The sequence below is a fragment of the Erythrobacter sp. CCH5-A1 genome (assembly GCF_001557115.1).
Lineage (GTDB): Bacteria > Pseudomonadota > Alphaproteobacteria > Sphingomonadales > Sphingomonadaceae > Erythrobacter.
Genome location: NZ_LSKQ01000176.1, coordinates 1 through 26,671, shown reverse-complemented (window position 1 = coordinate 26,671; position 26,671 = coordinate 1). Strand labels below are relative to the sequence as shown.

Here is a 26,671-nt window from a genome sequence, read left to right as displayed (position 1 = left end):
GGATCGTCTCCACCGTCCTGCAGGTCAGCGCGCGGATGTTTGCCTCAGGTCGGCGAGGCTTATCGCGTGGCTGATGCCGATGCTGCCGTCGAGCATCTCGACCTCCATCAGCACGCGGGGCGAGGGGGTGTCCCAGTCGATCGTCAGGCGCCCGTAGTTGGGCATCAGCGGCGCCTTGGCGATGCGGTTCTTGTTGGGGCCGAAGACCGGCCACACCTCGGTGAGGCCCGACGACGTCAGCTCGTAAACAGGATAGGGCATGCGCGCGTCGAGCCGCGAGAGCTCGGCATAGTGCGTGTCGCCCGAGATGATCACGAGGTTCTCGACCTGGGCGAAATCGATGAGGTCGAGAAGGCGCTGGTGATCGGCCTGGAAGTTGATCCACGCCTCGTAGCCGGGTGCGTCGGGCAGGATCTGGGTCGACGAGGCAAGGATGCGCAAATTCGCCGGGCGGCGCAGTTCGGCCTCCAGCCATTCCCATTGCTCCTGGCCGAGCATGGTCGCATCCGGATCGGGGTTGACGAGATACTGGCCCTTGTCCGCCGGCTCCACGCTGTAGCCCAGCAGCGGCGTGCGGAAGGTGCGGTTGTCGGGCAGGATCACCTGCACCCGGCGGCCTTCGGGGCCGAAGAAATAGCTGCCGTAGATGCCGCCTTGCGCCCGCCTGCGCGGATGGTCGGCCGGCACGCCCCAGAAATCGAGGAAGATCGCCGCGCTCTCGGCCTTCATCGGATATTCGCTGCCGCCGTCATTGACGCCGAAATCATGATCGTCCCATGTCGCGATCACCTGCGCGTTGCGGCGCAGGGTGCGGAAACCGGGCTTCTCGGCGAGCTTCTGGTACTTGGCCCGCAGCAGCGCCATGTCCTCGGTATCGCCGTAGATATTGTCGCCGAGGAAGATGAACAGCTCGGGGGCGAAGGCGTTGACGCGCTCCCAGATCGGCTGGTCCTTGTCCTGATGCGCGCAGGAGCCGAAGGCGATCCGGGTGAGCGCCCGCTCTTCCCGCTCGCCCGGGGCAGCCATGACGGGCGCGCTCGCCAGCGCGGCTCCTGCTGCGGCACCGGCCATCACCTGCCTGCGCGAAACGCCGTCTGCCATCCTTGTGTCTCCCCGCCTTGACTTGCCGTCAGGCTTGTCGACGCGGATTGTTGCAGAGTCCGGACAAGCGGGCCGCACCAGCGAAGCCCGAGGGGGTCAGCCAGTCCCGGCCGCCTGCGCCAGCCGCGCACGGGCCTCGGCCTCGCCGATCAAGGGGAGGAGTTCGCCCATGTCGGGGCCGTGGTCCATGCCGGTCAGCGCCTGACGCAGCGGCAGGAACAGCGCGCGCCCCTTGCGCCCGGTCGCTTCCTTGAGCGCGGCGGTGAGCGCGGCCCACGGGTTCTCACCCCATGTCAATGCGGCGGCGGCCGCAGCGAGGAACGCCTTGTCCTCCTCGGCGAATGCAGGCTGCGTGATCGGGCCGGTGACGAGCCGCCACCACTCCGCCGCCTCGCCGATCTGGGCAAGGTTGGGCCGCACCGCGTGCCAGCCGGCGGCGTCCATTCCTTCGGGCAGGCGTGCGGCGACGGCCTCGTAGGGGAGCTGGTGGACGATCCCCGCGTTGAGGCGCTCGAGATCCTCCTCGTCGAACTTGGCGGGCGCGCGACCGAAGGTGGACAGATCAAAGCTCGCAGTGAGTACGGCGCGGTCGGCGATGGGCTCGACCGGCTGCGAAGTGCCGAGCCGCGCAAGCAGCGCGATGATCGCCTCGGGCTCGATCCCGCGCTCCCGGAACGCGTCGCAGCCGAGCGAGCCGAGGCGCTTCGACAGCTTGCCCTCGCGCCCCACCAGCAGCGCTTCATGGGCGAACCGGGGCAGTGGTTTTGCTGCACTGAATTGTGCACTATAAAGTGCGGTAAAGATCTGAATTTGAACAGCAGTATTCGAGACGTGGTCCTCACCGCGCAGCACTTGCGTCACGCTCATGTCGATATCGTCGACGGCGCTCGGCATCATGTAGAGCCACGATCCGTCGGCGCGGCGGATCACGGGGTCGGAGAGCTGGGCGGCATCGAATTTCTGAAGCCCGCGAATGCCATCCTCCCATGCGATCGGCTCGGCATGGTCGAGCAGGAAGCGCCAGTGCGGCTGCACACCTTCAACCTCCTTGGCAGCGCGCTCGGCCTCGGTGAGCTTGAGCGCGGCGCGGTCGTAGATCGGGGGCAGCCCGCGCGACAGCTGGATCTTGCGCTTGACGTCGAGCTCGTGCGCGCTCTCGTAGCAGGGATAGATGCGGCCCGCCGCGCTGAGCGCGTCGAAGGCCGCCTGGTAGCGATCCAGGCGAGCAGACTGGCGTTCCTCGCGGTCCCAGGTGAGGCCCAGCCAGGTGAGATCCGCACGGATCGCCTCGACAAAGTCCTCGCGGCTGCGCTCGGCATCGGTGTCGTCGATGCGCAGGATGAAGGTCCCGCCACCCGCCTGCCGCGCGAGCATCCAGTTGTGGAGCGCGGTGCGGATGTTGCCGACATGCAGCCGGCCGGTGGGCGAAGGGGCAAAGCGCGTGGTCGTCATGGGCAGCGCGGTAGAGCGCCCCGCCCTGCCCCGCAAGCCGCTAGAGCGCGCGGACTTCAGCGGAGGCCAGCGCCAGTGCGGCCTCCCACAGCCGATGCGCCCGGTCGGCCCGGACCAGCCCGTCGAGCGCGACCTCGAACCCGCGCCGGTCGCCCGCTGCCGCCGCATCGACCACGGCGCCGATGGTCGCCTCGTCGTGGCTCATCAACCGGCAGCAGAAGCGCGAGACCGCGATGTTCTCGGGCCAGGTGGCGGCAATCGCCTGGGCGAGGATCAGCGCCTTGGCCGCGACTTCGACGCTGCCGAGCCGGGCGGCCAGCTCCGGCACCGGATCGCGCCCCGCTGCATCGTGCACCGCGATCAGCCGCAGGGCATGGACAAAGCGGCCGGCGATCGGGCCGAGCCGCTCTACCCTGGGCGGCGCGAGCAGCTGCGCTATGACCTTGCGGGTGCTGGCGGAGGGGGCTTGGTGGTGGGGCATCTTACCTCGCTTACGGTCAGATTGGGCGGCGTGTGGGCACATCCCCTTCATGCCCGTATTGCGAATGCTTCGCAATAGCTAATCTCATCTTGCGCCAACTCTTGCGCTTCCACCCGGGACAGTGCCTGCAAGGCATTGCGTCGTCGCGAAAATTGCGCTGAAACCAGCACGTCGCAAACAGGGGCCCATCCATGAAAAAACTGCTCGCTGCGGTCGCGTTGACCGCGCTTACCTGCAACACGTCCATCGCCCACGCCCAGACTGCCGCGGAACGCGCCGCCGAGCGCGCCGAGGAAAAGAAGCTCGGCTCGCGCTATCTGCGCTGCGATGGCGAACCCAACAATGTCACGGGCGGCGAAACCTTTGCCCGGCTGCTCGGCGCGGTCACGCTGCTCGGCCTGTTCGCGCCGACCCCCGAGAGCCCCGATCCCTCCAAGCGGCTGTTCGGCGAGGCAGGCGTCGCGGTGTGTTCCGAACTCATCGACGGCGACAAGGCGGAAGCCAACGCGGTGCGCCGTGTGCCGCTGATCCTCGCGCGCGCGCTGCATCACATCGAAGCCAAGAACTACCCCGCCGCGCTCGCCGATGTCGAGAAGGCGCGCAGCGAGGCGGCCGCCGCTAAGCTCGCCGGCAACCCCTATTTCGACCGCTCGATGGGCCTGTCCTTCTCGAACATCGAGGCCGAGGTGCACCTGCGGATGGGCAATCCCGAGGCCGCGCAGAAAGCCTCGCTCGCAGCGCAGGGTACGATGAAATACAGCTTCGTGCCGAGCATCGTCATCAGGGACTACAGCGATTTCGTGCGCGGCTTGTCGCCCGAAGCCGAAGCGCGGATGGCCGCCAATGCCAGAATGGTGCCGCCGCTGCTGATCGGCTACGCCAACCGGCTCGATGAAGTGGGCCGCTTCGCCGACGCCGCCGCCAAGAACGAAGCGCTGATCGAAGTCGCCGAAGGCCTGAAGAGCGACAACGGCAAGGGCTCGCTCCCCTACGCGCGTGCCGCCCTGTCGCATGCGCTGGCCGGGCAGTGGGACAAGGCCGATGCCCGCGCCGCATTCGCCCGCACCAACCTTGCCGCGCGCCGCGCCGACGGCAAGCCCGAGGACAACGCCGCCCAGGTGGTCGAGGTGCTCGACCTGTTCGAGATCGTCAAACTGGCGCAGGGCGGCGATCTTGCCGCAGCCCGGCGCAACTTCGCGGCGCGCTCGGAATGGACCGCGCCCAGCTTCGGCGCGGTCATGGAAGTCAACCGCCGCCTGCGCGAAGGTGCCTCCGAGGCCGAGCTGTTCGGCGCGCTCGCCAAGACGCCCGAGGCGATGTGGCAGGCCCGCTATGACGATCTGCTGGCAGTGCGTCTGCAGCGCGATACCGACAACAAGGCGCTGTTCGCACTGATCCAGAATTACGCGGAAGTCGGGAATTTCGAAGGCCGCAGCAAGGCCACCTACCAGGTGGCGAAGTCCAAGATGATGGCCAAGAAGGCCGATGATGACGGCCAATGGCCGATCTTCGCGGGCGGCGACCTCTATTCCGGGATCGATTCGATTATGCTCCACGCTGCGCTACAGGCCAGGGCGCAGGGGAAGGAAGGCTTCACGATGTTCATCGTGCTGCCGCGCGTCACGCCCGGCTACTACCCGCCGCCGATCGCGGGCTATACCCGCTTCGTCAACCGCGGCGAACCGGGCGCGGGCGAGGCGCAGTTCATTTCCGCTGCCGAAGTCATCGCCGAACTTGCGCCGGTCATTCCCTCGCCTGCGGAGCTGAAGGAACGCAAGCAGCGCCGCACCAGGACCTGACAGCGCAGACCCCGCTCAAAGAAAAGCCCCGCCCGCGCCGAAGCGCGGGCGGGGCTTTTTCGTGAGGCCGCGGGACGCCCGGCGGAGAGCTTACTCTTCGCCCTCGTCCTCGACGCTCGCCGCGGGGGCGGAGGCCGCCATCGCGGCCATCGCGGCCTTCATCTTCTCTTCCGAACCGATCGCATCGGCGGCCGGCTCGACTTCGCGCTGGCCCGAGGCCGAGAGGGCTTCCTGCTGACGCTTCCACGCCGCCTTCAGCGCCGCGTCGCGGCTGTTGGCGGTGACGCGCAGGCGGTTCATGCCCGCACCCGTGCCCGCCGGGATCAGACGCCCGACGATCACGTTCTCCTTCAGACCGATCAGGGTGTCCTTCTTCCCTTCGACCGCCGCCTGCGTCAGCACGCGGGTGGTTTCCTGGAACGAGGCCGCCGAGATGAACGAGCGGGTCTGCAGCGAAGCCTTGGTGATGCCGAGCAGCACAGGATTGCCGGTCGCGCCCTGCTTGCCCTTGGCGAGCTTGGCGTTGATCTCGAGCATCTCGGCCAGATCGACCTGTTCGCCCGGCAGCAGGGTGGTGTCCCCGCCGTCGGTGATCTCGACCTTCTGCAGCATCTGGCGAACGATCACCTCGATGTGCTTGTCGTTGATCTTCACGCCCTGCAAGCGATAGACTTCCTGGATCTCGTCGACGAGATATTCGGCCAATGCTTCGACGCCCATCACCTCGAGGATGTCGTGCGGGTTGGGCGAGCCGGAAATCAGGGTGTCACCCTTCTTCACGTAGTCGCCTTCCTGCACGTCGATCACCTTGGTCTTGGGGATCAGGTACTCGACGGGTTCACCCTCCTCGGGAATGATGGCGATCTTGCGCTTCGCCTTGTATTCGCGGACGAATTCGATCCGGCCGGAGATCTTGGCGATGATCGAGACGTCCTTGGGCATGCGCGCCTCGAACAGCTCGGCCACGCGCGGCAGACCGCCGGTGATGTCGCGGGTCTTGGCGGCTTCGCGGCTCGCACGGGCGAGAATGTCGCCCGCTTCGACCGTCTGGCCATCCTCGACCGACAGCGTCGTGCCCGGAGCAAGCATGTAGCGCGCCGCTTCGGTCTCGCCGCTGCCTTCGGCCAGCAGGGTGAGCCGCGGACGAAGGTCTTCCTTCTTCTTGCGGCCGGTCGCCCGGTTCTCTGTCACCACGCGCTGGGCGATGCCGGTGGCATCATCCATCTGCTCCTCGAGCGTGACGCCCTCGGCCAGATCCTGATACTTCACCACGCCCGACTGTTCGGTGATGATCGGCAGGGTGAACGGGTCCCACTCGGCGAGACGATCGCCGATCTTGACGCTGTCGCCATCCTTGAACTTGATCACCGTCCCGTAGGGCACCTTGTGCATCTCGCGCTCGCGCCCTTCGGCGTCGATCACGGCGATTTCGCCGCTGCGCGACAGGCTCAGGATGCGGCCCATCTTGTCGGTGATGGTCTGCATCTCGCGATACTCGACCTTGCCGTCCGAGATGGCTTCGAGGTGGCTGGTTTCGTTGAGCTGCGCCGCGCCGCCGATGTGGAAGGTCCGCATCGTCAGCTGGGTGCCGGGCTCGCCGATCGACTGCGCCGCGATGACGCCCACCGCTTCGCCGATGTTCACCGGAGTCCCGCGGGCGAGGTCACGACCGTAGCAGGTCGCGCAGACGCCCTGTTCGGCTTCGCAGATCAGCGGCGAGCGGATCTTGGCCGACTGGACTTCCGCCGCCTCGATCGCCTTGACCATCGCTTCGTCGAGCAGGGTGCCCGCCGGAACGATGACTTCGCCGGTCGCCGCGTTGACGATGTCTTCCGCGACGGTGCGACCGAGGATGCGCTCGCCGAGCGAGGCGATCACCGAACCGCCCTGCACGATGGCGCGCATTTCGAGCGCGTTCTGCGTGCCGCAATCTTCCTCGACGATGACGCAATCCTGCGACACGTCGACCAGACGGCGGGTGAGGTAACCCGAGTTCGCGGTCTTCAGCGCGGTGTCCGCGAGGCCCTTGCGGGCGCCGTGGGTCGAGTTGAAGTATTCAAGAACGGTCAGACCTTCCTTGAAGTTCGAGATGATCGGGGTCTCGATGATCTCGCCCGAAGGCTTGGCCATCAGGCCGCGCATCCCCGCGAGCTGCTTCATCTGCGCCGGGCTACCACGGGCGCCGGAGTGGCTCATCATGTAGATCGAGTTGATCTGGGCTTCCTTGCCCGTCTCGCTGTCGATCGGCTGCGCCTTGATCTCGGCCATCATCGCGTCGGCGACCATGTCACCGCACTTCGACCAGGCGTCGATCACCTTGTTGTACTTTTCCTGCTGGGTGATGAGACCGTCCTGGTACTGCTGCTCGTAACCGGCAACCAGTTCCTTGGTCTCCTCGACCAGCTTTTCCTTGGCGTCGGGGATGATCATGTCATCCTTGCCGAAGGAGATGCCGGCACGGAACGCGTGGCGGAAGCCCAGCGCCATGATGGCGTCGGCGAACAGTACCGTGTCCTTCTGGCCGGTGTGGCGGTACACCTGGTCGATCACGTCGCCGATCTCGCGCTTGGTGAGCAGGCGGTTGATGATGTCGAAGGGCACCTTGTGGTTCTTCGGCAGGCACTCGCCGATCAGCATGCGGCCCGGGGTGGTGACGAAGCGCTTCATCGCCACCACGCCGTTCTCGTCGGCCTGCGGAACGCGGGCGATGATGCGGGTGTGGAGCGTGACCGCCTTGGTCTCCAATGCCTGGTGCACTTCGGCCATGTCGCTGAAGCGGGGCAGCTTCTCGATCTTGGTGCCGTCGGCTTCCTCGATGAATTCGGGGTGCTTCTCCTGCCGCTCCATCGAGAGGTAGTAGATCCCCAGAACCATGTCCTGCGAGGGCACGATGATCGGCTTGCCGTTGGCGGGCGAGAGGATGTTGTTGGTCGACATCATCAGCACGCGCGCTTCGAGCTGGGCTTCCAGCGAAAGCGGCACGTGGACCGCCATCTGGTCACCGTCGAAGTCGGCGTTGAAGGCCGAGCAGACCAGCGGGTGCAGCTGGATCGCCTTGCCCTCGATCAGCACGGGCTCGAAGGCCTGAATGCCCAAGCGGTGCAGCGTCGGCGCGCGGTTCAGGAGAACCGGGTGCTCGCGGATCACCTCGTCAAGGATGTCCCAGACTTCCTTGCGCTCCTTCTCGACCCACTTCTTGGCCTGCTTGAGGGTCATGGAGAGACCCTTGGCATCCAGACGCGCGTAGATGAACGGCTTGAACAGCTCGAGCGCCATCTTCTTGGGCAGGCCGCACTGGTGCAGCTTGAGCTCGGGACCGGTCACGATCACCGAACGGCCCGAATAGTCGACGCGCTTGCCGAGCAGGTTCTGGCGGAAGCGGCCCTGCTTGCCCTTGAGCATGTCGGAGAGCGACTTCAGCGGACGCTTGTTCGCGCCGGTGATGACGCGGCCGCGGCGGCCGTTGTCGAACAGCGCGTCGACCGCTTCCTGCAGCATGCGCTTCTCGTTGCGCACGATGATGTCGGGCGCGCGCAGTTCGATCAGGCGCTTCAGACGGTTGTTGCGGTTGATGACGCGGCGGTAGAGGTCGTTGAGGTCCGAAGTCGCGAAGCGGCCCCCGTCGAGCGGCACCAGCGGGCGCAGTTCGGGCGGGATGACCGGGATCACTTCGAGGATCATCCATTCCGGACGGTTGCCGGATTCGATGAAGCTCTCGACGACCTTGAGGCGCTTGATGATCTTCTTGGGCTTGAGCGCCGACTTGGTGGTCGCCAGCTCGTCCATCAGCGCTTCGCGCTCGGCTTCGAGGTCGAGCTGCATCAGCATGGTGCGCACGGCTTCGGCGCCGATGTCGGCGGTGAAGGCGTCCTCGCCGTACTCGTCCTGCGCTTCGAGGAGTTCATCCTCAGTCAGCAGCTGGTACTTCTCGAGCGGGGTGAGGCCCGGCTCGGTGACGATGTAGCTTTCGAAGTAGAGCACGCGCTCGAGCTGCTTCAGCTGCATGTCGAGCAGCAGGCCGATGCGGCTGGGGAGCGACTTCAGGAACCAGATGTGCGCGACGGGCGCGGCCAGTTCGATGTGGCCCATGCGCTCGCGGCGGACCTTGGTCACGGTGACTTCGACGCCGCACTTTTCGCAGACGACGCCCTTGTACTTCATGCGCTTGTACTTGCCGCACAGGCACTCGTAGTCCTTCACGGGGCCGAAGATGCGCGCGCAGAACAGCCCGTCACGCTCCGGCTTGAAGGTGCGGTAGTTGATCGTCTCGGGCTTCTTGATCTCGCCATAGGACCACGAGCGGATGCGCTCCGGCGAGGCGATGCCGATCTGGATCTGGTCGAAGGTTTCGGGCTTCGCCAGCTGGTTGGTGAATTTGGTCAGGTCGTTCATGACTGTGTTCCCTTAACCTTGGCCGGAACGCACAAGGCATAATTCCAATGTGGTGACATCGAGCATTTTCTGTGACTTGGCCGCGTCACCGGTCTTATATGCTGTTTCGTTCGTATATGCCGCCATGTCAGCATCAACTTCGTCGCGTGACTTGCCGAGCTTTGCACCTTCCGCGACCGCGTCAGCTATGAATTGCCTTCCGACAGCTTCGAAGCGACTCGGATCGCGGCCGGCTTCCTTCTCTTGACCCATGACGCTGACAGCAGAGTAGGCGCATTCGATACTGTCCTCGTAGGGCAATCGCTCTTTCGACAGACCATCCGATGAACCGCAGGCGGTTATCGGACCCGAAATCAAAAGAGCGCAAATCGCGGCCCTCATCGCCTTATTCCGCTGCCTCCAGCATCTCGCCGTCGTCGTCCTCGTCGAGGATCGACTTCAGTTCGACGTTGAGGCCGAGGCTGCGCATTTCCTTCACGAGCACGTTGAAGCTCTCGGGAATGCCGGCCTCGAAGGTGTCGTCGCCCTTGACGATCGCTTCGTAGACCTTGGTGCGGCCGACCACGTCGTCGGACTTCACCGTCAGCATTTCCTGCAGGGTGTAGGCCGCGCCGTAGGCCTGGAGCGCCCAGACCTCCATCTCCCCGAAGCGCTGACCGCCGAACTGCGCCTTGCCGCCCAGCGGCTGCTGGGTGACGAGCGAGTAGGGGCCGATCGAACGCGCGTGGATCTTGTCGTCGACCAAGTGATGGAGCTTGAGCATGTAGATGATGCCCACGGTCACCTTGCGGTCGAAGGCCTCGCCGGTGCGGCCGTCATAGAGGACGCTCTGGCCCGAGGAATCGATCCCTGCCTTGACCAGCATGTCCGAAACGTCGGCTTCACGCGCGCCGTCGAACACCGGGGTCCCCATCGGCACACCGGCCGAAAGGTTGCCCGCCAGTTCCACGATATCCGCGGTCGAACGGCTTTCGAGGTCCTCGACATACTGCTCGCCGTAGATGTCCTTGAGACGTTCGAGCACGGCCGCGGGCGGCGCCACATTGGCGTAGTCTTCGGCCGCGTTCGGGTTGGCGGCGCGCCAATCCTCCAGCAGCCCCTTGATCTCGTGGCCGAGCGCGCGGGCGGCAAAGCCCAAGTGCGTCTCGAAGATCTGCCCGACGTTCATGCGCGAAGGCACGCCCAGCGGGTTGAGCACGAGGTCGACATGCGTCCCGTCGGCGAGGAACGGCATGTCCTCGATCGGCAGGATGCGGCTGATGACGCCCTTGTTGCCGTGACGGCCGGCCATCTTGTCGCCCGGCTGGAGCTTGCGCTTCACCGCGACGAAGACCTTGACCATCTTGAGCACGCCCGGAGCCAGCTCGTCACCGCGCTCCAGCTTTTCCTTGCGGTCGTGGAACTTGGCATCGATCAGCGCGACGGCTTCGTCGTACTGGCTCTTCACCGCCTCGATCTGCGCCTGACGGCCGTCATCGGCGACCGCGAACTTGAACCATTCGTGGCGGTCGATCTCCTCGAGGACCTCCTCGGTGATTTCGATGCCCTTCTTCAGCCCCTTGGGAGCGGCCGAAGCGGTCTGGCCGAGCAGCATGTCGCGCAGGCGGTTGTAGGTCGCACGGTTGAGGATGTTGCGCTCGTCCGCGGCGTCCTTGCGCAGGCGTTCGATTTCCTCGTTCTGGATCGCGCGGGTACGGTCGTCGATCTCGATCCCGTGGCGGTTGAACACCCGGACCTCGACGATGGTGCCCGCGACGCCCGGGGGCAGACGCAGCGAGGTGTCACGCACGTCGCTCGCCTTTTCGCCGAAGATCGCGCGCAGCAGCTTTTCTTCCGGCGTCATCGGGCTCTCGCCCTTGGGCGTGATCTTGCCGACGAGGATGTCACCGGGGTGCACTTCGGCGCCGATGTAGACGATGCCCGCCTCGTCGAGGTTGCGCAGGGCTTCCTCGCCGACGTTGGGGATGTCGCGGGTGATGTCTTCCGGCCCGAGCTTGGTGTCGCGTGCCATGACTTCGAACTCCTCGATATGGATCGAGGTGAAGACGTCGTCCTTCACGATGCGTTCGCTGATGAGGATCGAGTCTTCGTAGTTGTAGCCATTCCACGGCATGAAGGCGACGAGGCTGTTCTTGCCCAGCGCCAGCTCGCCGAGGTCGGTCGAGGGACCGTCGGCGATGATGTCGCCGGCTTCGATCACGTCACCCACCTTCACCAGCGGACGCTGGTTGATGCAGGTGTTCTGGTTCGAACGCTGGAACTTCTGGAGCGTGTAGATGTCGACGCCCGACTGGCCGGGTTCGACATCGCCGATCGCGCGGATCACGATACGGGTCGCGTCGACCTGGTCGACGATCCCGCCGCGCTTGGCCGCAATCGCCGCGCCCGAATCGCGCGCCACGGTCTCTTCCATCCCCGTGCCGACCCAGGGCGCTTCCGCCTTCACGAGCGGCACGGCCTGACGCTGCATGTTCGAGCCCATCAGCGCGCGGTTGGCGTCATCGTTTTCGAGGAACGGAATGAGCGAAGCCGCGACCGAAACCAGCTGCTTCGGCGAGACGTCCATCAGCGTGATGTGCTCGCGCGGAGCCATCAGGTTATCGCCGTTGTGACGCGCCGAGACCAGCTCTTCCACGAACGAGCCATCGGCGTTCAGCTCAGCCGACGCCTGCGCGACGGTGTGCTTCTGCTCTTCCATCGCCGAGAGGTAGATCACGTCCGAAGTGACCTTGCCGTCCACCACCTTGCGGTAGGGGGTTTCGATGAAGCCGTACTTGTTGACGCGCGAGAACGACGCCAGCGAGTTGATCAGACCGATGTTCGGGCCTTCGGGCGTTTCGATCGGGCAGATGCGGCCGTAGTGCGTCGGGTGAACGTCGCGCACTTCGAAGCCGGCGCGCTCGCGGGTGAGACCGCCCGGCCCGAGCGCCGAGACGCGGCGCTTGTGGGTGACTTCCGAGAGCGGGTTGGTCTGGTCCATGAACTGCGAGAGCTGCGAGGAGCCGAAGAACTCGCGCACCGCCGCAACGGCGGGCTTGGCGTTGATGAGGTCGTTCGGCATCACGGTCGAGACGTCGACCGAGCTCATGCGCTCCTTGACCGCGCGCTCCATGCGCAGCAGGCCGACGCGGTACTGGTTTTCCAAGAGCTCGCCCACCGAACGCACGCGGCGGTTGCCGAGGTTGTCGATGTCGTCGACTTCGCCCTTGCCGTCCTTGAGGCCAACAAGCTCCTTCACCACCGCGAGGATGTCTTCCTTGCGCAGCGTGGTGACGGTGTCCTCGCACTCGAGGCCCAGACGCATGTTGAGCTTGACGCGGCCCACAGCCGACAGGTCATAGCGTTCGGCATCGAAGAACAGGCCTTCGAACAGCGCCTCGGCGGTTTCCTTCGTCGGCGGTTCGCCCGGACGCATGACCTTGTAGATCGCTTCCAGTCCCTCGTCGCGGTTCTCGGCCTTGTCGGCCTTCAGCGTGTTGCGGATCCACGGGCCGGTGTTGATCTCGTCGATGTCGAGCAGCGGCAGTTGGTCGATCCCGGCCTTGTCGAGCGTTTCGACATGCTCGAGCGTCAACTCGTCACCGGCTTCGATGTAGATGCGGCCCGTGCTCTCGTCGATCATGTCGGCGGCGGCATAACGGCTGACGACTTCCTCGGTGGGAAGCAGCAGCTCGGTGAGGCCGTCCTTGGCCGCCTTGTTGGCCGCGCGCGGGCTGATCTTGCTGCCGGCGGGGAAGATTTCCTCGCCGGTCTTGGCGTCGACCAGCGCGAAGGTCGGCTTGGCGTTGCGCCACTGTTCGGCGACGAAGGGGATCTTCCACCCGTCCTTCGCGCGCTCCCACGTCACGGTGTTGTAGAAGTAGCCGAGGATGTCCTCGGCATCGAGGCCGAGCGAGTACAGCAGCGCGGTGACCGGCAGCTTGCGCTTGCGGTCGATGCGGACGTTGACGATGTCCTTGGCGTCGAACTCGAAGTCGAGCCACGAGCCGCGGTAGGGGATCACGCGCGCGGCGAACAGCAGCTTGCCCGAAGAATGGGTCTTGCCGCGGTCATGGTCGAACAGCACGCCCGGCGAGCGGTGCATCTGCGACACGATCACGCGCTCGGTGCCGTTGATGATGAAGGTGCCGTTCTCGGTCATGAGCGGCATGTCGCCCATGTAGACGTCCTGCTCCTTGATATCGAGGACGGAGCGGGTTTCGGTTTCCGAGTCCACCTCGAAGACGATCAGGCGCAGGGTCACCTTCATCGGGGCGGCATAGGTGATGCCGCGCTGACGGCACTCGGTGGTGTCGTACTTGGGCTCTTCGAGCTCGTAATGGACGAAATCGAGCTCGGCGGTGCCGGCGAAATCACGGATCGGGAAGACAGAGCGGAGGGTCTTCTCGAGGCCCGAGACATAGCCCGTGGCCTTGTCCGAACGCAGGAACTGCTCGTAGCTCTCGCGCTGAACCTCGATCAGGTTCGGCATCTGCACCACTTCGTGGATGTCACCGAAGATCTTGCGGATGCGCTTCTTGGCGGTCCCTTGCGCCTTGCGGCTGCGGGTGACGGGCGGCTTCGCCTTGGTGGCCATGGAGGGGTCTTGCCTCTTCAATTGGGCCGCACGAGAGACGCTCGCGCGGACGGGAAAAATCGCTGTCGTTCCACGCGAAAGAGCGGCCATTCCAACGCACAAATGCCGCTTGGCCAACCCCGACTATCCGGCCGGTGCTGGCAGCAGCATTGCAAATTGCGTCGCGAATTGGCCTGCGCCGCTTCCATCCTGAGGCCAATTCCCGCGCATGAATCAGCCTTGCTCGAAGCGGTCGAGAGCGCGCGATGTAGGAGTGGCCCTGCACGATGTCAATGCGGGCACGGCGGGAAGCTGGGCGGTTGCAGGCCTGGCGGGCGCCAATCCGGAGGGTTTACCGCAAAACGACGCGCTAAATATCGTTTTTCAATATTATTGATTGACGATATGCCGCGAATCGGATTAGAGAGGCTTTATCGAATTACGATGTGCCCTCGAAAGGAAAACGATATGACCCGCTTTGCCACCAGCGCTCTCGCCGCCTGCGCCGCCGTTCTCCTCACTTTCGGCTCGATCGGCGCGATCGTCACCATTCCCCCGGCGCAGGCCAAAACTCCGGCCGCCTTCGCTCTGCCCCCGGTCGCCTGACACCGCTTCGATAGGAGACCCGCAATGAACCCCCGAACCGATCTGCTGCTACTGGCAGGCAAGATCCTCACCGTCATCCTGCAGGTCGTGGTCGGCCTCGGCGCAGCCGCTATCACCTTTGCCATCGCGGTCCTGTCCTTCGCCCGCGGCGACATCCTGAAAGGCTTCGCCGATGGCGCCGAGATCGAAATCAACACCCTGCCGCTGGCTCCCACTCTCTCGTTGCTGGCAATCCTGCTGCTGGTGCTGGCCGCGATGTTCATGTTCTTCGGCCGCTTGCGCGCGATCATCAATACTGTGGCCGAAGGCGAACCCTTCGTACCCGCCAATGCCGAGCGGTTGAGCCTGATGGCATGGCTTATGCTGGCGGTGCAGCTGCTGCTGTGGCCCGCCGCATGGCTCGCCGAGATCGTCGCCAAGTGGGCCAACACGGTCGAGGACGCACACCTCTTGGTCGATGGCGACAGCCTCGATCTGACGGGCATCCTGATGGTCATCATCCTCTTCATCCTCGCCCGGGTGTTCCGCCATGGCGCGGCGATGCGCGAAGATTTGGAAGGGACCGTGTGATGCCCCCCAGCAACGACGATCTCGAAGGAGCCCGCATCATGGTCAAATTGGACGACCTGCTCTACGCCCGCCGCATGACGCTGACCGAACTGGCCGACCGGGTGGGGCTGACGCTCGCCAACCTGTCGATCCTCAAGACCGGCAAGGCCAAGGCGATCCGCTTCTCCACCCTCGCCGCGATCTGCCGCGAGCTGGAGTGCCAGCCGGGCGATCTGCTCGGCTATCAGGCGGACTGATTCTTCTGGAATGGGGCCGGGGCAGCGATGCCTCGGCCCTCGTCGCTAGTCCGAGCGTACCTTCCCCATCACCAGCGCCGCAAACGCCAGCAGCAGGATCGCGCCCGCCTCGAACACCACGTTCTCCGCCTGCATGTCCTTCCCCTGAAGCACGATCAGACGCGCGATCGCGGTGATGGCGATGAAGATCGGGAAGACGAAGGAGCTGCCCTTGCCGGTGTAGAACACCGCGATCATCGCGATCACTTCTGTATAGAGGAACATCAGCAGTATGTCGGCGAGCACGATGCTCCCGCGCTGGTAGACCGCCGCCACCTCCGCCCCGGCCGCGCCCAGCGTCATCAGCGCGGCGACCATCAGGAGCCCCTGCTCGATGAAGCGCAGCGCGCGGCCGGCCGGGTTGGCGGCGGCGGGGGACTCGGCGGGATTGGAGCTGTCCATCGTACCGTTCTATACCCCGGGAGCGCGACAAACCAGCGACTTGCCGCCCACTAGGGGTTGATCCGCGCGACCATGACAGCCCCGCCCCCCGGACAATCCGCTTGACTTGTGGGCGCTCATGGCTATTGGCCCCGCCCGATCCTTTCGAGGATCATCCGTCCGAGACAGTTGGTGACCGGAATATGCCGGTCTTAATTTCCAGCCTAGACGGGGAAAAGAGATTTCGCGCTGGGCCTGCGACGATGCAGACACCGCGCTCGTGCCTGATGGCACACCCTCCTTCCCTATCGACGGACTCGCCCGTGTTCGGAGCCCTTGCGGCCCCGCGCATGGACAAACGTAGCCGGTCGTCCGGGAGCCATCCCGGTCGGCCAAATGTGAAGGAGTATGGCATGGATCGTTCGCAGAAAGCCGACGCGGTTGCCCAGCTCAATGCGGTCTTCAACGAGGTTGCCGTGGTGGTCGTCACCCGCAACCTCGGCATGACGGTGGCCCAGTCCACCGACCTGCGCGGGAAGATGCGCGATGCTGGTGCGTCCTACAAGGTTGCGAAGAACCGTCTCGCCAAGCTCGCCCTCGAGAACACCGACTATGTCGGGCTCGGTGACATGCTCACCGGCCCGGTCGGGCTGGCCTGGTCGCACGACCCGGTCGCGGCTGCCAAGGCCGCTGTCGATTTCGCCAAGTCGAACGACAAGCTCGAAATCGTCGGCGGGTCGATGGGTTCGGTCGTGCTCGACGAAGCCGGCATCAAGGCGCTTGCCACGATGCCGAGCCTCGACGAGATGCGCGCCAAGCTCATCGGGCTGGTCAACGCCCCGGCGACGAAGATCGCCCAGGTCGTTACCGCTCCGGCCGCCAAGGTCGCCCGTGTGTTCGCCGCCTATGCGGACAAGGACGCAGCTTAAGAGACGTTTTTCGCCAGTCGAAACAATTCCTTGGGGCAAGTCCGCCCCGCCACCAATTTGGAGTGAACCATCATGGCCGATATTGCCAAGCTTGTTGAAGAACTTTCGAAGCTGACCGTGCTCGAAGCCGCCGACCTCGCCAAGGCGCTTGAAGAAGCGTGGGGCGTGAGCGCCGCTGCTGCGGTTGCCGTGGCTGCTGGCCCGGCTGCCGGCGGCGATGCCCCGGCTGCCGAAGAGCAGACCGAATTCGACGTCATCCTGACCGGCGACGGCGGGAAGAAGATCCAGGTCATCAAGGAAGTCCGCGCCATCACCGGCCTGGGCCTGACCGAAGCCAAGGCGCTCGTCGAAGGCGCGCCGAAGGCCGTCAAGGAAGGTGTCAACAAGGCCGAAGCCGAAGAGATCAAGAAGAAGATCGAAGAAGCCGGCGGCACCGTCGAGCTCAAGTAAGCTCGTCTGCCACCGATCTTCGGATCGACGCGAAAAAGGGGCGGCGCCAGCGATGGTGTCGCCCTTTTTTATTTTTGACGCCCATCGCCGCCGCAAGTGGCTCGATTGAGTCGCTTTTTCGGGCGAGCGGAAAGAATCGCAAAATCGGTGCAGCGGCGCAAAAGCGGTGTGCCCCTGCCCTCGGGAAAGCGCCTCAGAACTGCGCCTCGCGGACCCTTCCGAAAGCCTGACGTGTAAGCCTAACAATAGTTAACAAACTTTACTCCCTGTTGATAAGCCCTACCATCGCGGACACCGGGTGCCGAGTCGCAAGACATTTCACATCCAAAATGGATCGTGTTTGAGGCACCATTGAATATGCCGTGGGGGGATTTATGCGAGGTTGGAAAGCAGGCCTGACGGCTTGTGCAGCGCTATGCGCTTCCCCGCTTTGCGCGCAGGACATGACCTACGAGCCGGTCAGCCCGACCTTCGGCGGCAACCCGTTCAATTCGCAGCACGTTCTGGGCGTCGCCAACGCCAACAACGATTTCCGCGATCCGCGCGCGACCAGCAGCAATTCGCAGGCCGACATCTTCGCCCGCCAGCTGCAATCGCGCCTGCTCTCGGCGCTGTCCTCGCAGATCGTCGATGCGATCTTCGGCGAGAACCCGCAGGAATCGGGCACGATCAGCTTCGGCGGCCAGACCATCAACTTCTTCCGGACGCTCGAGGAAGTGACCATCATCATCCGCGATGACGCGACCGGCGAGGAAACCCGGATCGTTGTCCCGCTGTTCATCGAAGTCGACTGATCCCAACCATGCAACACGTCTCCCGCCTTGCCCTGCTCGCGCTGGCCGCCGCCCCGCTCGCCGGGTGCATGAGCGCGCCGCAGGACGGGCGCAACACGCTGGCAACCACCACCAGCCTCGCCTACTTCCCGAAGAAGACCCAGACCCAGACCCTGCTCAACCAGCTGCCCGTGCCCCAGCGCCCGGTGGCGATCGCGGTCTATGGCTTCACCGACCAGACCGGCCAGTTCAAGCCGACCGAGACCGGCCAGACCCTGTCGCGCGCGGTGACCCAGGGCGCGAGCTCTATGCTGGTGCGCGCGCTTCAGGACGCGGGCAACCGCCAATGGTTCACCGTGGTCGAGCGCGAGCGGCTCGATAACCTGCTCAAGGAACGCCAGATCATCGGCGAGATGCGCAAGCGCTATCTCGGCGAGCAGGAAGTCGATCCCAATGCGCTGCCCGCGCTGCTGTTTGCCGGCGTGCTGCTGGAAGGCGGGATCGTCGGCTACGACACCAACACCGTCACCGGCGGAGCGGGCGCGGCCTTCCTCGGCATCGGGGCGCGGACCGAATACCGGCAGGACACGGTCACGGTCTATCTGCGCGCCGTCTCGGTCCGCACCGGCGAGGTGCTCGCCAACGTGACAACCTCCAAGACGATCGCCAGCCAGGCGATCGGCGCCAACGCGTTCAAGTTCGTCGCCTTCCGCGAGCTGCTCGAGGCCGAGGCCGGTTTCACCTCCAACGAGCCCGATCAGGTCGCGCTCCAGCAGGCGATCGAGAAGGCGGTCTATGGCCTCGTGCTCGAGGGCGTCGAGCTCGATCTGTGGCGGTTCGAGGACATGGCGGCGGCCCAGCCGCTGCTCGCCGCCTACCGCGCCGAGCGCGACGGGAAATATGATGCCAGCGACATCCAGAAGGCGCTCAAGCGGGCAGGCTCGCTCACGGCGCTGACGGTGGTCGATGGCGAGCCTTTGGAGGACAAGCAGCGGGGCGGCCAGAAGGACGGATCGTGACGCTGCAAGGAATTCCCTTGTGATCGTGAGGGTTCAAGGGGGGTAACCAGTCCGGCGGTGCGGCAACACCAAGGGGCTGAAAAACAAAGCACGCAAAGGAGCGGCAACTCCGATGCGCGCGAGGTAAGGTATGCGATAACCTGATGGTCCCAGCGTCTCGACGCGCCGTGGCCAGTGCTCGGTATCGCCTATCGCCCAGGCGGATGCAACAAATGAATACCGAGCGGCACAGGCCCGATTTCAGCAATACCTCCGCGCCGGACCACGCTCCGGGCGCTGCGGCGGGCGATGCGGCATTCTTTTCCCGCAGCATATCCGATCTTCTCCAGTCCCGCATTCCCGCAACCGCAGCGCTCGCCCGCTTGCGGAGCGGGAGCCTGTCTTTTGCAATTTCCGACACAGAAGGATCCGAACAATGAAGAAACCCATCACCGGCAGCGTATCGCTGATCGCGCTGTCGCTCGCGAGCGCCGCGCTGGCGCAGGGCGTGCCCAACAGCTCGACCGTCACCCAGGGCGGCTCCGGCGGCGAGGCGACCGTGACCCAGAAGGGCACCGGCACCAATTCGTCGACCGTCACCCAGAACGGCGCCGACAACACGATCACCGTCGACCAGAACAGCGCGGCGGGCGGCACCAATATCTCGGCCGTCACCCAGTCGGCGGCCGCGAGCGACAGCACCGCAGACATCGACCAGACCGGCGAAGGCAATGACAGCAGCGTCCAGCAGGACGGCGATGACAGCGATGTCGATGTGACCCAGAACGGCACCGACAACGTCTCGCGCATCATCCAGAATGCGATCGGCTCCGACACGACCGTCAACCAGAACGGCAACGCCAACTTCTCGAACGTCGGCCAGACCGGGGACAACGCCAGCATCCTCGTCAACCAGACCAACAGCAATCCGGCCGTGGACGGCAACGACAGCTTTGTGACGCAAAGCGGCGACAACTCGGATGCCATCGTCGGCCAGACCGGCCAGGGCAACATCTCGAACATCATCGAGACCGGCAACGGCGCCTTCACCCAGGTGACGCAGAACGGGACGGGCAATGATTCCCGCGTGACGCAGGGCGGCATCTCGGCCGATGCCTTCGTCAGCCAGAACGGCACGAACAACGGCTCGATCATTGGGCAGACCGGTATCAGCTCGGTCACCGACATCGTCCAGAGCGGCGAAGGCAACCGCTCGACCGTGACCCAGGCGGGCTCGTTCTCGCGCACCGATGTCGACCAGACCGGCGGATTCAACACCTCGAACGTCACCCAGTCCGCCAATCTGGCGGCGGTCAGTGTCGGCCAGAACGGCGAGCGCAACACCTCGACCGTGACGCAGAGCGGCCTTTCGTCGCGCACCACCGTCACCCAGACCAACCTGTCGGGCTCGGTGCCGGGCAACACCTCGACCGTCGGCCAGACCGGCGAGGGTTCGCGAAACACCATCACCCAGACCGGCAGCGCCAACAGCTCGACCTTCACCCAGTCGGGCGCCGGCGCCGTCGCGCGCGTCACCCAGACCGGCACCGGCAACATCGCCTCGGCGACGGAAAGCGGCACGCTGTCCGATCTCGACGTGCGGCAGCTGGGCCAGGGCAACACCTCGAACGTGACCCAGAACGGTGACGGATCGCAGGTCGATATCCTGCAGGACGGCACCACCAACACCTCGCTGGTGACCGGCACCGGGTTCAGCTCGACCGTCGATGTCCGCCAGACCGGCACCGGCAACACCAGCACCGTCTTCCAGGCGGGCGGGTTGCTCAACGGCTTCACCAATGTCGACGTGGTGCAGAACGGGCAGACCAACAATTCAACCGTGCGCCAGCTGGCGGGTGCGGCCGACGTGACCGTGGGCCAGACCGGCGCGAACAACTTCTCCGATGTGGTCGGCGTCGCCAACCTGTCGGATGCGACCGTCAACCAGAACGGTATCGGCAACCGTTCGGAGATCGATCAGAACGCGGCCAACCGCCCTGGCCTGTTCGGTCCTGTCGGGATCACCAACGAGAACCAGAGCGCGACCGTCACCCAGCGCGGCGAAGGCAACAACCAGCGCCTCAACCAGTATGGCCGCGACCAGATCGCCAACATCACCCAGATCGGTGAAGGCAACGTCTCCGGCACGGCCGGGGGCCTCGTCGGGATCACCCAGGTCGGCGACGGCAACCTTGCCAATCTGCGGCAGGAAGGCGACCGCAACAGCTCGGTCATCAATCAGGGCACCTCGGGCAACCTGACCCTCGTCTCGGCGGCTTCGAGCGAGGACAACACCGCCCGCGTCACCCAGACCGGCGACGACGGCAAATCGACCGTCACCCAGAACGGCGACGGCAACCTTGCCACGCTCAATCAGGACGGCCTGCTCAACGAGAGCACCATCATCCAGACCGGCAACAACAACACCGCGGGCGTCACGCAAGGCGGGATGGGCGACGTTTCCGGCATCACCCAGACGGGCAGCGGCCACACCGCCACCGTGTTCCAGAACCAGCCCTGATCGCAGGGCGGGGAGCGGCGGCAGTTCCGCCCTCCCCACCGCCCGGGCGAGTTAGCGTGCAGCCTCGTCCGGCGGGTCCAACAAGATAGAAGAGGACAAGACAATGAAAACGAAGAAGTCCATCATCGCAAGCGTATCGCTGATTTCTCTGGCTTTCGCGACTCCGGCGCTGGCGCAGAGCGTCTCGAAACTCGACCAGAACGGCAACGGCAACGGTGCCACGGTCGCTCAATCCGGCAACAACACCTCGGATGTGAAGCAGACCGGCAACGACAACCGGGCGAGCGCCGATCAGACCGGCAACACGAACTCTTCGACCATCAGCCAGGAAGCGCTGGGTGCCGGTGCCTTCGTGACGCAGAACGGCGAAAACAACAAATCAACCATCATCCAGGAGGATGCCTCGACCGGCAACACGATCAATCGGCCCGAAGACCCGGAATCGACGGTGGTGCAGCGGGGCAACGACAATATTTCGACCGTCAACCAGAACGCGGTGGCGCCCGGGTTCAACCTCGTCGGCAACGTGACCCAGACGGGTGACGACAACATCTCGAACATCGATCAGGATGCGGCGGGGCCCAGCTGGTCGGGAACGATCCGGACGGTCCTTACCCAGACCGGCTCGGCCAATTCGAACATCGTGCAATATGCTGCCAATTCGCGGGATCTTCACGCAACGGTCACGCAGTCCGACTCCGTCCTGACCCTGAACCAGTTGGCGCTCGGGCAGTCATCGGCCGGCCTGAGCGCGAGCGTGCGGCAGCAGAGCGGATCGGCGGCGATCGTCAACCAGACGACCACCGGCGAACGTTCGGGCGACCTTTACGCCATGCTCGACCAGCGCAACGGCGCGATCGCCAACGTCACCCAGACGGCCGGCGGGCTCAGCTCGAGCAACATGGACGCGATCGTGACGCAGGACGGGGCCAACACGGCCAACGTCACGCAGACTTTCAGCCAGCCGGGGAGCAGCACCTTCCTCGCCACCGTTAACCAGGGCGGCACCGGCAACCTCGCCAACGTCACCCAGCGGGATCTGGCGCCGGGATCTGTCGCCGATCCGGACACCGGCCTCACCGCCACGGTGCGGCAGAGCGGCACGGGCAACACGACCGATCTGGTGCAGGAGAACCGGAGCGCCATCGCCACGATCACGCAAGCGGGCAACAACAACCTCGCCAATGCCTTCCAGGGCGATGTCGGGCAAGACTTGACCGTCTCCCAGTCGGGCCGCGACAACCGGTCGTTCTCGAACCAGACCGGGACCGGCAACCTTGCCGACGTGCTGCAAGCCGGCACGGGCGCCACATCGACGGTGACGCAGTCGGGGCGCAACGATCTGGCCTTTGTCGACCAGCTGGTCGGTTCGGACGGTTCGACCTCGCTCATCACGCAGAAAGGTGCGGGCGGCCTGGCCTCGGCCAACAAGGCCGATGTCACGCAATCCGGTGCAAGCAACCGGTCGGAAATCACGCAGAGCGGCTTCGACAGCTCCGCCCTGCTGATCCAGTCGGGTGCCCGCAACACCAGCACCATCACCCAGACCGGCACCGTGGACGGGCTCGACAGCTCTGCCAAGGTCACCCAGTCGGGCAACGACAACATATCGAACATCCTGCAGGACGGCTCGCTCAACTCCGCGACCGTCACCCAGTCGAGCGACAATAATCTGTCGACCATTACCCAGACCGGCACCGGCGGAACGGTGACCGTGACCCAGGGCATGTGACCTTCAACCCTCCGGGCACGGCGCAAGCTGCTGCCCGGACCGGACAACATCGATCATTCGCAAGACAACCTGTTTTCAACGAGGAACTTGAAATGAAGAAGACGATCCTTGCCGGCGCCTCAATCATGGCGCTGACCATCGCGGCTCCGGCCTTTGCGCAGAGCCAGTCGGACATCAACCAGAGCGGGACCGGCAACGCGGCCACCGTCACCCAGAGCGGCACCAACACCTCGGAGATCGACCAGACCGGCGCAGGCGCGGTCGCGACGGTCAAGCAGGCCGGTACGGGCAGCGATTCCAACGTCACCCAGAACGGCGGCGGCACCGTGACCGTCGACCAGTCGGGCGTCACCGGATCGACCTCGAACGTCACCACGCTGGCCGATGACCGCGCGCCCGAAAGCCGGGTGGACGTCGTCCAGACCGACACCGGCGCCAGCAGCGCCGCCGCGGGCCAGGCCAACGTCTCGACCGTGATCCAGGACAACGTCAACGGCTTCGGCAGCTCGGGAACGGGGAGCACCGTCTCGGTCAACCAGACCCAGAACGCGGCCGGAGCCGGGCAGAACTTCTCGCTCGTCACGCAGGGCCGCAATGCCAACAGCGGCCAGGTGACCGTGCAGCAGACCGGCGGTGACAACTCCTCGATCTACAGCTCGACCACCTCGACCGACAATGACGCCTTCATCACCCAGAACGGTCAGGACAACAACTCGAGCGTCACGCAGAACTTCCAGAACGGCGCGGCCATCGCCACGGTCAACCAGACCAATGCCGGCGGCGCGGTGAACAGCGCGACGATCAGCCAGACCTCGGCGGGCTTCTCCACCAACCCGGCGCAGTTCGCGCTCGGGGCCGATGCCACCATCACCCAGAACGGCGAAGGCAACGTCGCCTCGATCAACCAGACCGGCTACGCCGATGCGGCGATCGAATCCAATGAAGCCAGCAGCAACCAGCAGGGCAGCTTCAACGGTTCCTCGATCACCCAGAGCGGCACGCTCGGCTTTGCCAGCGTGCTGCAGACGGGCAACGAGAACGACTCCTTCATCACCCAGTCGGGCGAAGGCTCGCGCGCGACCGTCACGCAGACCACGGTCGAATCAGGCAACGGCACCCGCACCCGCGGCAAGGATGGCACTGACAACCCGTCAGGCGACGTGATCCGCAGCAACTTCTCGAGCATCGAGCAGACCGGCAACGGGGTCGAAGCGTCGATCACCCAGACCGGCGATCTCAACCGCTCGGGCCTGGTCCAGAGCGGCAACGGGGCATCGGCGACGCTGCGCCAGACCGGTATCTTCAACAATTCGCAAATCAACCAGAGCGGCGATGCCACGGCGAATGTCACCCAGGGCGGCGGCTATGGCGACAACAACTCGCAGATCGTCCAGACCGCCGATGGCGCTTCGGCGACCGTGACCCAGTCGGCCGACACCACCGCGCCGACCTTCTTCCCGACCAACCAGTCGATCATCACCCAGTACGCGGGTGCCGGGGCGATCGTCGGCCAGAGCGGCCAGCAGAACGAATCGAACATCACCCAGGATGTCGGCGCCGAAGGGTCGAATGCCAGTGTCACCCAGACCAACCTGCTCGGCCTCACCGCGCTCGACACCAACCTGTCGAACATCACCCAGACGGCTTCAAACAGCGGGATCAGCGTGATCCAGACCGGCCTCGGCAACACCTCGGGCGTCCAGCAGGCAGGGTCGGGCAACACCGTGTTCGTCGATCAGATCGGCAACTTCAACCGCTCGACGGTGACCCAGACAGCCGGCAGCTCGGGCGGCATGGCCGATATCAACCAGACCGGCTCGGACGGGCTGTCGACCCTCACCCAGACTGGCTCGGGCCAGAAGGCGACGCTTAACCAGGGCGGGCTCGACAACGAATCGATCATCGACCAGTCGGGCAGCGGCAACACCGCGACCGTGACCCAGACGAGCAACGGGAACTACTCGTCCGTCATCCAGAACGGGACGGGCAACACCGCCACCGTCACGCAGAACCCGTAAGCGGCCATCGGCCACGCTCCGGGCGAGACCCGCTCTCGCCCGGAGCCTTCCTTTGCGTTACAAGAGTGCGATGACGCGGATGACACAGCCCGGAACGGTCCGCTCCCCGAGCGCAGCCGCCTTTCTCGCTGCGGCGGCGCTGGCCTTTGGCCCGGCCCCGGCGCTTGCCCAGAGCGCGCCCGAACGCGGCGTGTTCGTCTCCCAGATCGGTGATGGCAGCGAAGCGACTGTCACCCAGCAGAATTCCGACAGCCTCGCCCGCGTGGCGCAGGACGGCAACGACAACCGCGCGCGCCTCACTCAGAAGGGCCCCGCCCCGCAGATCGCCCGGATCGCGCAGGATGGCGATGACAACCGCGCCGATGTCATGCAGGACGGCACCGGCACCGCCCAGCTCGGCCTGGCACAAGAGGGTGATGCCAACACCGCAATCGTCATGCAGAGCGAGACCAGCGCCGATGCGCAGTCGCTCGCCGCGATCCTCCAGCGTGGCAACAACAACACCCTGGTGCTGGTGCAGGACGGCAGTGACAACCGCGCGAGCCTCACCCAGATCGGGGACGGCAACGCCATGACCGCGACCCAGCTCGACAGCGGCAACCGGCTGGAATGGACCCAGAGCGGCGACGGGCTGGCCGATCTCAGGATCACCCAGACCGGCGGGTCCAATCTCCAGATCACCCAGAGCAACACCGGCGCGCAGTTCGCGCCGCCGCCCCCGCCGGGCGGCTAGGCCGAGGCATGGCGCGCTCCCGCATCAGGCTTGTCTGGCCGGCAGCGGCCATGGCAGCGGCGGGTCTGGCCGCGCAGGAGGCGCCGGCGCCCGACATCGACCGCACCGGAGCGCTTCAGATCGAGCTTCCCGCGCAGGCGCCCGCCACCGGGCCGGGCCGCGCCTATCTCGACGAAAGCGGTGCGCCCGCCCTCCCCCGCGCGCCGCGCGCCAGCCTTGCGGGAGAGGCGGCCGACCGGCTCTCCCCGGCCGAAAGCAGCGCGCCCGCGCGCCAGATTTCCGCACTCTCCGACAGCGGACCGGCCGTCGCGCAGCTCAGCCGGGCCGATCTCGACGCGCGCCTCGCCCAGCTTTCAGCGGCCGAGCGGAGGGTGCTGTTCCAGGCGATCGAGGGCAGCGACATCTGCAACGATCCCCCGCGCGTCGCCGAGATCATGGCGCTGTGCCGAGGCCGCATCGAGACCCGCTCGGGCGAGTTCGCCGCACGCACCGAGGCAGGCCTCAGCGCCGAAGACCGGCTGCTGCGCGGCGATCTCGAAGCCAGCACGCTGCCCACGCTTGCGGCGGTGATCGACCGGCTCGGGCGGGGCGGCGCAGCGGTCGGCGATCCCAGCAACCAGGCGATCGCCGCGATCGCGCTCGGCACCGGCCTGTCCCCCTCCGACGGCAAGCCCGACGGGGACGGTGCGGGCAAGCCGCAGGTCGGCGAGGAAACCCAGGCGCTGATCAATGCGCTCGTCAATCAGCTCGGAGGCGCAGCCCCATGATCGCAAAGCTTGTCGCCCTGCTCGCCGCTGCGGCTTCCGCAGCCCCCGCCGTTCCCCCCGCGCGCCAGGAGAGCCCCGCCATGTCCGCCGACCCCACTGACACCGCCCGCGCCCTCAGCCTCGATGTCGCGGCGGGGG

General features: G+C 65.5%; 21 protein-coding genes. 14 read left to right on the top strand and 7 right to left on the bottom strand.

Going from position 1 to position 26,671, the window contains the following annotated elements:
- Positions 1 to 24: 24 nt before the first annotated feature.
- The 3 genes from AX708_RS10325 to AX708_RS10315 all read right to left on the bottom strand — a co-directional run bounded on the left by AX708_RS10325 (position 25) and on the right by AX708_RS10315 (position 3,034).
- Positions 25 to 1,101 carry an alkaline phosphatase D family protein gene (locus AX708_RS10325; RefSeq protein WP_066527328.1) on the bottom strand — a complete coding sequence of 359 codons (1,077 nt, stop codon included), beginning with the start codon at positions 1,099 to 1,101 and terminating at the stop codon, positions 25 to 27.
- 96 nt (positions 1,102 to 1,197) lie between these two features.
- Positions 1,198 to 2,553 carry a glutamate--tRNA ligase gene (gene gltX, locus AX708_RS10320; protein ID WP_066527330.1) on the bottom strand — a complete coding sequence of 452 codons (1,356 nt, stop codon included), beginning with the start codon at positions 2,551 to 2,553 and terminating at the stop codon, positions 1,198 to 1,200.
- A 40-nt stretch (positions 2,554 to 2,593) separates the two neighbouring features.
- Positions 2,594 to 3,034, bottom strand: a complete 441-nt coding sequence (locus AX708_RS10315) for a DNA-directed RNA polymerase subunit beta' (protein WP_066527331.1) — start codon at positions 3,032 to 3,034, stop codon at positions 2,594 to 2,596.
- Between the two features lie 191 nt (positions 3,035 to 3,225).
- Between AX708_RS10315 and AX708_RS10310 the strand changes: the two genes are divergently transcribed.
- Positions 3,226 to 4,833 (top strand): hypothetical protein, encoded by a 1,608-nt coding sequence (locus AX708_RS10310; protein ID WP_066527333.1) that lies wholly within the window; start codon positions 3,226 to 3,228, stop codon positions 4,831 to 4,833.
- A 90-nt stretch (positions 4,834 to 4,923) separates the two neighbouring features.
- On the opposite strand, the gene rpoC is transcribed toward AX708_RS10310, so the two are convergent.
- The 3 genes from rpoC to rpoB are packed head-to-tail and all read right to left on the bottom strand — an operon-like array spanning position 4,924 to position 13,801.
- On the bottom strand, positions 4,924 to 9,225 hold the full coding sequence (rpoC, locus tag AX708_RS10305) for a DNA-directed RNA polymerase subunit beta' (RefSeq protein ID WP_066527335.1): 4,302 nt from the start codon (positions 9,223 to 9,225) through the stop codon (positions 4,924 to 4,926).
- Between the two features lie 12 nt (positions 9,226 to 9,237).
- The gene (locus tag AX708_RS10300; protein ID WP_156443313.1) at positions 9,238 to 9,606 is read right to left on the bottom strand and encodes a hypothetical protein; all 369 of its coding nucleotides are present in this window, start codon (positions 9,604 to 9,606) and stop codon (positions 9,238 to 9,240) included.
- Positions 9,607 to 9,610: 4 nt separating this feature from the next.
- Complete coding sequence (gene rpoB, locus AX708_RS10295) at positions 9,611 to 13,801, bottom strand: DNA-directed RNA polymerase subunit beta (protein WP_066527341.1); 4,191 nt, start codon at positions 13,799 to 13,801, stop codon at positions 9,611 to 9,613.
- A 253-nt stretch (positions 13,802 to 14,054) separates the two neighbouring features.
- Between rpoB and AX708_RS21275 the strand changes: the two genes are divergently transcribed.
- The 4 genes from AX708_RS21275 to AX708_RS10285 all read left to right on the top strand — a co-directional run bounded on the left by AX708_RS21275 (position 14,055) and on the right by AX708_RS10285 (position 15,192).
- Positions 14,055 to 14,177, top strand: coding sequence for a hypothetical protein (locus AX708_RS21275; protein ID WP_255357994.1), 123 nt, complete (start codon positions 14,055 to 14,057; stop codon positions 14,175 to 14,177).
- 71 nt (positions 14,178 to 14,248) lie between these two features.
- Entirely contained in the window at positions 14,249 to 14,386 is a 138-nt protein-coding gene (locus AX708_RS20895) for a hypothetical protein (protein WP_197425963.1), read from the top strand.
- Positions 14,387 to 14,410: 24 nt separating this feature from the next.
- Complete coding sequence (locus AX708_RS10290) at positions 14,411 to 14,956, top strand: DUF2975 domain-containing protein (RefSeq protein ID WP_066527343.1); 546 nt, start codon at positions 14,411 to 14,413, stop codon at positions 14,954 to 14,956.
- Positions 14,956 to 15,192 (top strand): helix-turn-helix transcriptional regulator, encoded by a 237-nt coding sequence (locus AX708_RS10285; RefSeq protein WP_066527346.1) that lies wholly within the window; start codon positions 14,956 to 14,958, stop codon positions 15,190 to 15,192. Before AX708_RS10290 ends, AX708_RS10285 begins: the two co-directional genes overlap by 1 nt.
- Positions 15,193 to 15,237: 45 nt before the next feature.
- Here the strand turns inward: AX708_RS10285 and AX708_RS10280 are convergent, their stop codons facing one another.
- Positions 15,238 to 15,633 (bottom strand): phosphate-starvation-inducible PsiE family protein, encoded by a 396-nt coding sequence (locus AX708_RS10280; RefSeq protein ID WP_066527349.1) that lies wholly within the window; start codon positions 15,631 to 15,633, stop codon positions 15,238 to 15,240.
- A 392-nt stretch (positions 15,634 to 16,025) separates the two neighbouring features.
- Between AX708_RS10280 and rplJ the strand changes: the two genes are divergently transcribed.
- From rplJ to AX708_RS10235, 9 genes are all read left to right on the top strand, one after another.
- Positions 16,026 to 16,541, top strand: coding sequence for a 50S ribosomal protein L10 (rplJ, locus tag AX708_RS10275; protein WP_066527352.1), 516 nt, complete (start codon positions 16,026 to 16,028; stop codon positions 16,539 to 16,541).
- A 72-nt stretch (positions 16,542 to 16,613) separates the two neighbouring features.
- Complete coding sequence (gene rplL, locus AX708_RS10270; protein WP_066527358.1) at positions 16,614 to 16,991, top strand: 50S ribosomal protein L7/L12; 378 nt, start codon at positions 16,614 to 16,616, stop codon at positions 16,989 to 16,991.
- 374 nt (positions 16,992 to 17,365) lie between these two features.
- The gene (locus AX708_RS10265; RefSeq protein ID WP_066527360.1) at positions 17,366 to 17,785 is read left to right on the top strand and encodes a curli assembly protein CsgF; all 420 of its coding nucleotides are present in this window, start codon (positions 17,366 to 17,368) and stop codon (positions 17,783 to 17,785) included.
- An 8-nt stretch (positions 17,786 to 17,793) separates the two neighbouring features.
- Positions 17,794 to 18,783 carry a CsgG/HfaB family protein gene (locus tag AX708_RS10260; RefSeq protein WP_066527361.1) on the top strand — a complete coding sequence of 330 codons (990 nt, stop codon included), beginning with the start codon at positions 17,794 to 17,796 and terminating at the stop codon, positions 18,781 to 18,783.
- A 415-nt stretch (positions 18,784 to 19,198) separates the two neighbouring features.
- Positions 19,199 to 21,283, top strand: a complete 2,085-nt coding sequence (locus AX708_RS10255; protein ID WP_066527363.1) for a hypothetical protein — start codon at positions 19,199 to 19,201, stop codon at positions 21,281 to 21,283.
- Between the two features lie 103 nt (positions 21,284 to 21,386).
- Positions 21,387 to 23,015: a Curlin associated protein gene (locus tag AX708_RS10250; protein WP_066527365.1), complete on the top strand. Its 1,629-nt coding sequence runs from the start codon at positions 21,387 to 21,389 to the stop codon at positions 23,013 to 23,015.
- A 92-nt stretch (positions 23,016 to 23,107) separates the two neighbouring features.
- Entirely contained in the window at positions 23,108 to 25,033 is a 1,926-nt protein-coding gene (locus AX708_RS10245) for a hypothetical protein (protein WP_066527374.1), read from the top strand.
- Positions 25,034 to 25,103: 70 nt separating this feature from the next.
- Complete coding sequence (locus AX708_RS10240) at positions 25,104 to 25,766, top strand: hypothetical protein (RefSeq protein ID WP_066527379.1); 663 nt, start codon at positions 25,104 to 25,106, stop codon at positions 25,764 to 25,766.
- An 8-nt stretch (positions 25,767 to 25,774) separates the two neighbouring features.
- On the top strand, positions 25,775 to 26,533 hold the full coding sequence (locus tag AX708_RS10235) for a hypothetical protein (RefSeq protein WP_066527381.1): 759 nt from the start codon (positions 25,775 to 25,777) through the stop codon (positions 26,531 to 26,533).
- Positions 26,534 to 26,671: the final 138 nt, after the last annotated feature.

What these genes read in the sequence shown, in the direction of transcription:
- AX708_RS10300 (WP_156443313.1), bottom strand. Translation starts at nt 9,606, where the DNA reads ATGAGGGCCGCGATTTGCGCTCTTTTGATTTCGGGTCCGATAACCGCC.
- AX708_RS10325 (WP_066527328.1), bottom strand. Translation starts at nt 1,101, where the DNA reads ATGGCAGACGGCGTTTCGCGCAGGCAGGTGATGGCCGGTGCCGCAGCA.
- AX708_RS10250 (WP_066527365.1), top strand. Translation starts at nt 21,387, where the DNA reads ATGAAAACGAAGAAGTCCATCATCGCAAGCGTATCGCTGATTTCTCTG.
- AX708_RS10310 (WP_066527333.1), top strand. Translation starts at nt 3,226, where the DNA reads ATGAAAAAACTGCTCGCTGCGGTCGCGTTGACCGCGCTTACCTGCAAC.
- rplL (WP_066527358.1), top strand. Translation starts at nt 16,614, where the DNA reads ATGGCCGATATTGCCAAGCTTGTTGAAGAACTTTCGAAGCTGACCGTG.
- AX708_RS10280 (WP_066527349.1), bottom strand. Translation starts at nt 15,633, where the DNA reads ATGGACAGCTCCAATCCCGCCGAGTCCCCCGCCGCCGCCAACCCGGCC.
- AX708_RS20895 (WP_197425963.1), top strand. Translation starts at nt 14,249, where the DNA reads ATGACCCGCTTTGCCACCAGCGCTCTCGCCGCCTGCGCCGCCGTTCTC.
- AX708_RS10240 (WP_066527379.1), top strand. Translation starts at nt 25,104, where the DNA reads ATGACGCGGATGACACAGCCCGGAACGGTCCGCTCCCCGAGCGCAGCC.
- rplJ (WP_066527352.1), top strand. Translation starts at nt 16,026, where the DNA reads ATGGATCGTTCGCAGAAAGCCGACGCGGTTGCCCAGCTCAATGCGGTC.
- AX708_RS10290 (WP_066527343.1), top strand. Translation starts at nt 14,411, where the DNA reads ATGAACCCCCGAACCGATCTGCTGCTACTGGCAGGCAAGATCCTCACC.
- AX708_RS10260 (WP_066527361.1), top strand. Translation starts at nt 17,794, where the DNA reads ATGCAACACGTCTCCCGCCTTGCCCTGCTCGCGCTGGCCGCCGCCCCG.
- AX708_RS10245 (WP_066527374.1), top strand. Translation starts at nt 23,108, where the DNA reads ATGAAGAAGACGATCCTTGCCGGCGCCTCAATCATGGCGCTGACCATC.
- AX708_RS10235 (WP_066527381.1), top strand. Translation starts at nt 25,775, where the DNA reads ATGGCGCGCTCCCGCATCAGGCTTGTCTGGCCGGCAGCGGCCATGGCA.
- gltX (WP_066527330.1), bottom strand. Translation starts at nt 2,553, where the DNA reads ATGACGACCACGCGCTTTGCCCCTTCGCCCACCGGCCGGCTGCATGTC.
- AX708_RS10255 (WP_066527363.1), top strand. Translation starts at nt 19,199, where the DNA reads ATGAAGAAACCCATCACCGGCAGCGTATCGCTGATCGCGCTGTCGCTC.
- rpoB (WP_066527341.1), bottom strand. Translation starts at nt 13,801, where the DNA reads ATGGCCACCAAGGCGAAGCCGCCCGTCACCCGCAGCCGCAAGGCGCAA.
- AX708_RS10285 (WP_066527346.1), top strand. Translation starts at nt 14,956, where the DNA reads ATGCCCCCCAGCAACGACGATCTCGAAGGAGCCCGCATCATGGTCAAA.
- rpoC (WP_066527335.1), bottom strand. Translation starts at nt 9,225, where the DNA reads ATGAACGACCTGACCAAATTCACCAACCAGCTGGCGAAGCCCGAAACC.
- AX708_RS10315 (WP_066527331.1), bottom strand. Translation starts at nt 3,034, where the DNA reads ATGCCCCACCACCAAGCCCCCTCCGCCAGCACCCGCAAGGTCATAGCG.
- AX708_RS10265 (WP_066527360.1), top strand. Translation starts at nt 17,366, where the DNA reads ATGCGAGGTTGGAAAGCAGGCCTGACGGCTTGTGCAGCGCTATGCGCT.